Here is a 4593-nt window from a genome sequence, read left to right on the forward strand (position 1 = left end):
AGAAATTAAATATAGTTTTTAAGGGTACGATCAATAACGCCGTCCTGTGTCTACAGGATGGCTTTTTTATTTTTGGGGTGCCGTCATCTTCGTACATTCGAAAAAAAACTACATGAACCTGCCTACTTTCGACCGCCAGGTATATACACAGCGACGTCAGCAGTTGCAATCAAAATTGTCAAATGGCCTTGTATTGCTGTTAGGCAATGAAGACAGCAGCATGAACTATAAAGACAACTGCTACCCTTTCAGACAGGATAGCACTTTCTTATACTATATTGGCATTGACCAGCCCGGTCTGGCGGTAATTTTTGACCTGGATGAAAACAGGGAAATACTATTTGGGGAGAATGCCAGCATCGATGATATTATCTGGACGGGCCCTCAACCCCTGGTACAGGAGCTGGCTGAAACCATTGGAATAGCAGCCAGTGATAACCTTGGCGCGCTGGCCAGCCTGTTGGCTGCAGCCCGCAAAGCGCAACGTCCCATCCATATTTTGCCGCCCTACCGGCCGGAAAATAAAATAAAGCTGGCGGCCTGGCTGAATAGTTCCATTGAGCAACTGCAACAGTTTGTATCCGAGCCATTGATCCGCGCGGTTATAGCGCAACGGGAGATAAAAGAAGAAAGGGAAATACAGGAAATGGATAAGGCCTGCTCAATTTCAGCCGACATGCACCTGGCCGCCATTCAACACGCCCGCCCCGGAATGAAGGAGTACGAACTGGCCGCCGAAGTGGAAGCCATTGCGCTGGCCAACTACGGACGCCTCTCCTATCCCATTATTCTCACTATAAACGGCGAAACCCTGCACAATCATTATCATGGCAATACACTGAAGGATGAACAGATGGTACTGGTTGATGCCGGTGCAGAAACCACCGGGCATTATGCCGGCGACCTCACGCGCACATTTCCGGCAGGAGCAGCGTTTACCACCCGTCAACGCGAACTATACAACGTAGTACTGGATTCGCTGGAGCACGCCATTGCATTATTGCGCCCCGGTATTCAATATAAAGAAGTACATACCCAGGCCTGTATCAAACTCGCGGAAGGATTAACAGCGGTTGGATTAATGAAAGGCGATGCACAGGAAGCCGTAGCAGCCGGTGCGCATACCATGTTCTTTCAATGCGGGCTGGGACATATGATAGGACTTGATGTGCACGACATGGAAGACCTGGGCGAACCACTGGTTGGCTATGACGACCAGTTAAAGAAAAGCAAGGAATTTGGCTGGAAATCGCTCCGCCTGGGTAAGACGCTTAAGACGGGTTTTACGCTTACGGTTGAACCGGGTATCTATATCATTCCGGAATTGATTGATCGCTGGAAGGCAGAACAAAAACACACATCGTTCATCAATTACGAACTGCTGAACGATTACCGGACATTTGGCGGCATACGCATCGAGGATAATTTTGTGATCACAGACAGCGGCAGTAAGAAACTGGGTAAATCACTGCCCAGGAAACTGGAAGATATAGAAGCGATGCGGAAGGGATAAAATTAGCATTTTACTTTTGCAGCGCTGCTTATAAAAAGCCAATCATAACAAGCCGGGACTACTAAATCCTGGCTTGTTATTTTAGTGTTGAAGTTCAGGATAAGCCTGATATTTTGTATTGGTAAGATGATCTACCTTTAGCCTATCAATCAGCTAATATGAGCACCAAACGAATTACCATACCGGTTTCATCAACCATTGGAAAAGTTACCGCTGCTTATGATGTGCCAGCCAATGCTACCTGCCTGTTAACCTTGGCGCATGGCGCCGGCGCGGGTATGGATCACTCCTTTATGGTTTCATTGGCAGAAGCTTTATCAGCCGCGAATATTGGTACTATGCGTTTCAATTTTCCCTTTACAGAAAATAAAAAAGGCAGGCCCGATACGCCGGCTGTCGCCCAGCAAACCATTGAAGCTGCTATAAACAAAGCCCGGGACCTGTTCCCTGATCTGCCCTTATTGGCAGCAGGCAAATCTTTCGGCGGTCGTATGTCGTCGCAGTATTTATCAACCCATCCCGAAGCAGCCGTAAAGGGAATCGTTTTTTATGGCTTTCCTTTGCATCCGGCAGGTAAACCATCCATTGACCGGGCAGAGCATTTAAAAGCCGTAAAAGTGCCCATGCTCTTCCTACAGGGCACAAAAGATACATTGGCGCAATGGGACCTGATCTCAGCAGTATGTGATTCGCTCAAAAAAGCCAAACTGGTGAAACTGGAAGGGGCTGACCATAGTTTCAAAGCCGGTAAACAAGACACCATGAGCCTGCTGGTAAAGGCCACCAGTGAGTGGACAGGGAAGCTCCTGAAGAAATAAACACCCCCATATTAAAAAAGGTTATAACGCATACTACTTCATCGCATAAAAATTAGCAAAAACAAAATGCCTTCTCTTTCGTTTTTACTTGATCGTAACATATCTATGCCATTCAATTAAAAACAAAAACCTGTTCTTGTGAATCGTGACGATCTTTATGTTCAGTTCAAGCTGTTATTTCGGGGACTTTATGGACCGCTTACTCAATATGCATATTCGCTTGTACTGGATCACGCTATTGCGGAGGATACAGTGCAGGACATTTTTATAAGGGTCTGGGAAAAACACGCAGCCGTTATTGAATCTCCACAGGCGCGCCCTTACCTGTACCGGGCAGTGAGAAATGCCTGTTTCAACCACCTTGGGGCAAAAAAGAAAATACAATTACATAGCCTTTCCGATATGGATCCGGCAGATGAAGACAATTTAACCTGGACAGTAACAGAAGAACCCGCTGAAGAGGACATACCCAATTACCGGGAATTATTGAAAAAAGGGATTGAGCAGCTCCCCGAAAAATGCAGGGAAGTATTTCTGCTAAGTAGAACAGGAAAGTTGAGTAACCAGGAAATTGCCGATCAGCTCGGCATCTCCATAAAAACGGTTAACAACCAAACCTGGAAGGCCATGAAATTGCTGCGCTCCTTTGTGCACAAGGCCAAAAGCTGGCTATGGCCCTTCATTACCTTTTTTTTCACCAGATATTGATTAGATGGTAGGAGTTTTTAATAATTCCTTGTCTTAGTAATATACAACTATGATAAAAGTTCCTGAACATATACTACTATTGATTGAAAAACAGTTAAAAGGTCAGCTTGGCGGGGCGGAGGCACAAACACTGCAACAGTGGCGTTCAGATAACAGATCGCATGAGACCATTTACCGGCAACTGGAGAAGATCTGGCAGGAAGCGGGTTCCATTTTACAGGAAACCGTTTATGACGAAGAGCAGGCCTGGAACAAAGTTGACCAACGATTGGTACAGGGCAACAAGGGTAAAGTGCGTCCGTTATTCCGGCTGGCCATGGCGGCTTGTATTGCAGGCGTTTTGTTTATCGCCGGCTGGTTGCTTTACCATAAGCCGCAGCCTTCCCTCGAAGTGGTAAAGGCAGATCAAATGAACATGCCTGTTACCCTGCCCGATGGTTCGCAGGTAATATTGCGCAAAGGAGCCACCCTTTCTTATCCCAAAGCATTCAGCAGCAGCATCCGCGAGGTAACGCTTACCGGAGAAGCCTGGTTTGAGGTGCAGCATGATAAAACCCATCCTTTCCGCATTCAAACAACAAGAGCAACCCTGGAAGTGCTGGGCACTTCATTTACAATTAATACAAATAATCAGCAGGACGAACTGGCTGTAACAACAGGTAAAGTGCTGTTCACTAATAAAACAGATACGACAGACAAACAAATCATTTATCCAAACCAATATTGTGCACTTACCAATAAAGGGTTCCAGATAAGATCACAGAATGATCCTAATTTCCTTTCCTGGAAAACAGGTATTATAAAATTTGACAATACACCTATCAACCAGGTGGCTACCGTTCTTTCCAATTACTACAATCTGAACATTCAACCAGACAGCCTGCTGATGAAGCTGCCGGTAATACCTACCGTTACGGCAAAATTCGATCAGCAGCCTATAGACAGTGTACTTACAGAAATAAAATTGCTTGCCAATATCAGTAACAGAAAACAAAACGATACCATTCTGTTATATAAACAATAAAGTATAACAACCTTTACCGAAGCATGTTAATTCAGCGTGTATCTCTCCTTATCCTTTGCACTCTATTGGTTACAAGCAGTATGGCGCAGCACCGGTTGTTAAGAACAAAGTTCGATTGCAGGGCTGCTCAGGGAAATGCTCCCGAATTATTGCATGAGTTGATTGTTTATTGCGGGGTAAATATTGAATTTTCTCCCACCCTGCTCGATAATACGCAACGGCTTACATTGCCTGCCGGCGAAACCACCATTGGCGCCGTGCTTACTGTGATCCTGAAAGGACAAAAGGTAGCTCTCATTGAGCGCAATGATAAAATAATTATAATATCCGCTGCTGAGCCTTTGCCGCAAGGGGCCCTGCTTGAAAAATATGTGCTGTTCGGTTTTATTCAACAGCAAGGTAGTCTGGAACCGTTACCCTTTGCCTCTATTCGCGAACCGGCAACCGGTGTACTGTGCGAATCAAATACAGCAGGATTCTATAGCCTGAGCCTTCCTGCAGGCACCCACACAATAGAAGTTTCTTTCTCG

Annotated in this window: 5 protein-coding genes; all 5 read left to right on the forward strand. The window is 45.7% G+C overall.

What is annotated here, in order from left to right:
- The first annotated feature begins 112 nt into the window (after positions 1-112).
- Positions 113-1513, forward strand: a complete 1401-nt coding sequence (locus tag ACJ751_RS06400; protein ID WP_407744545.1) for an aminopeptidase P family protein — start codon at positions 113-115, stop codon at positions 1511-1513.
- A gap of 158 nt (positions 1514-1671) precedes the next feature.
- Positions 1672-2331 (forward strand): alpha/beta family hydrolase, encoded by a 660-nt coding sequence (locus ACJ751_RS06405; protein ID WP_407744546.1) that lies wholly within the window; start codon positions 1672-1674, stop codon positions 2329-2331.
- 138 nt (positions 2332-2469) lie between these two features.
- Complete coding sequence (locus tag ACJ751_RS06410; protein WP_407744547.1) at positions 2470-3039, forward strand: RNA polymerase sigma-70 factor; 570 nt, start codon at positions 2470-2472, stop codon at positions 3037-3039.
- A gap of 49 nt (positions 3040-3088) precedes the next feature.
- Positions 3089-4063, forward strand: a complete 975-nt coding sequence (locus ACJ751_RS06415; protein ID WP_407744548.1) for a FecR family protein — start codon at positions 3089-3091, stop codon at positions 4061-4063.
- Positions 4064-4086: 23 nt separating this feature from the next.
- On the forward strand, positions 4087-4593 hold a 507-nt coding region (locus tag ACJ751_RS06420; protein ID WP_407744549.1), incomplete at its 3' end, for a hypothetical protein.

This window comes from Niastella sp. (assembly GCF_045805085.1).
GTDB lineage: Bacteria > Bacteroidota > Bacteroidia > Chitinophagales > Chitinophagaceae > Niastella.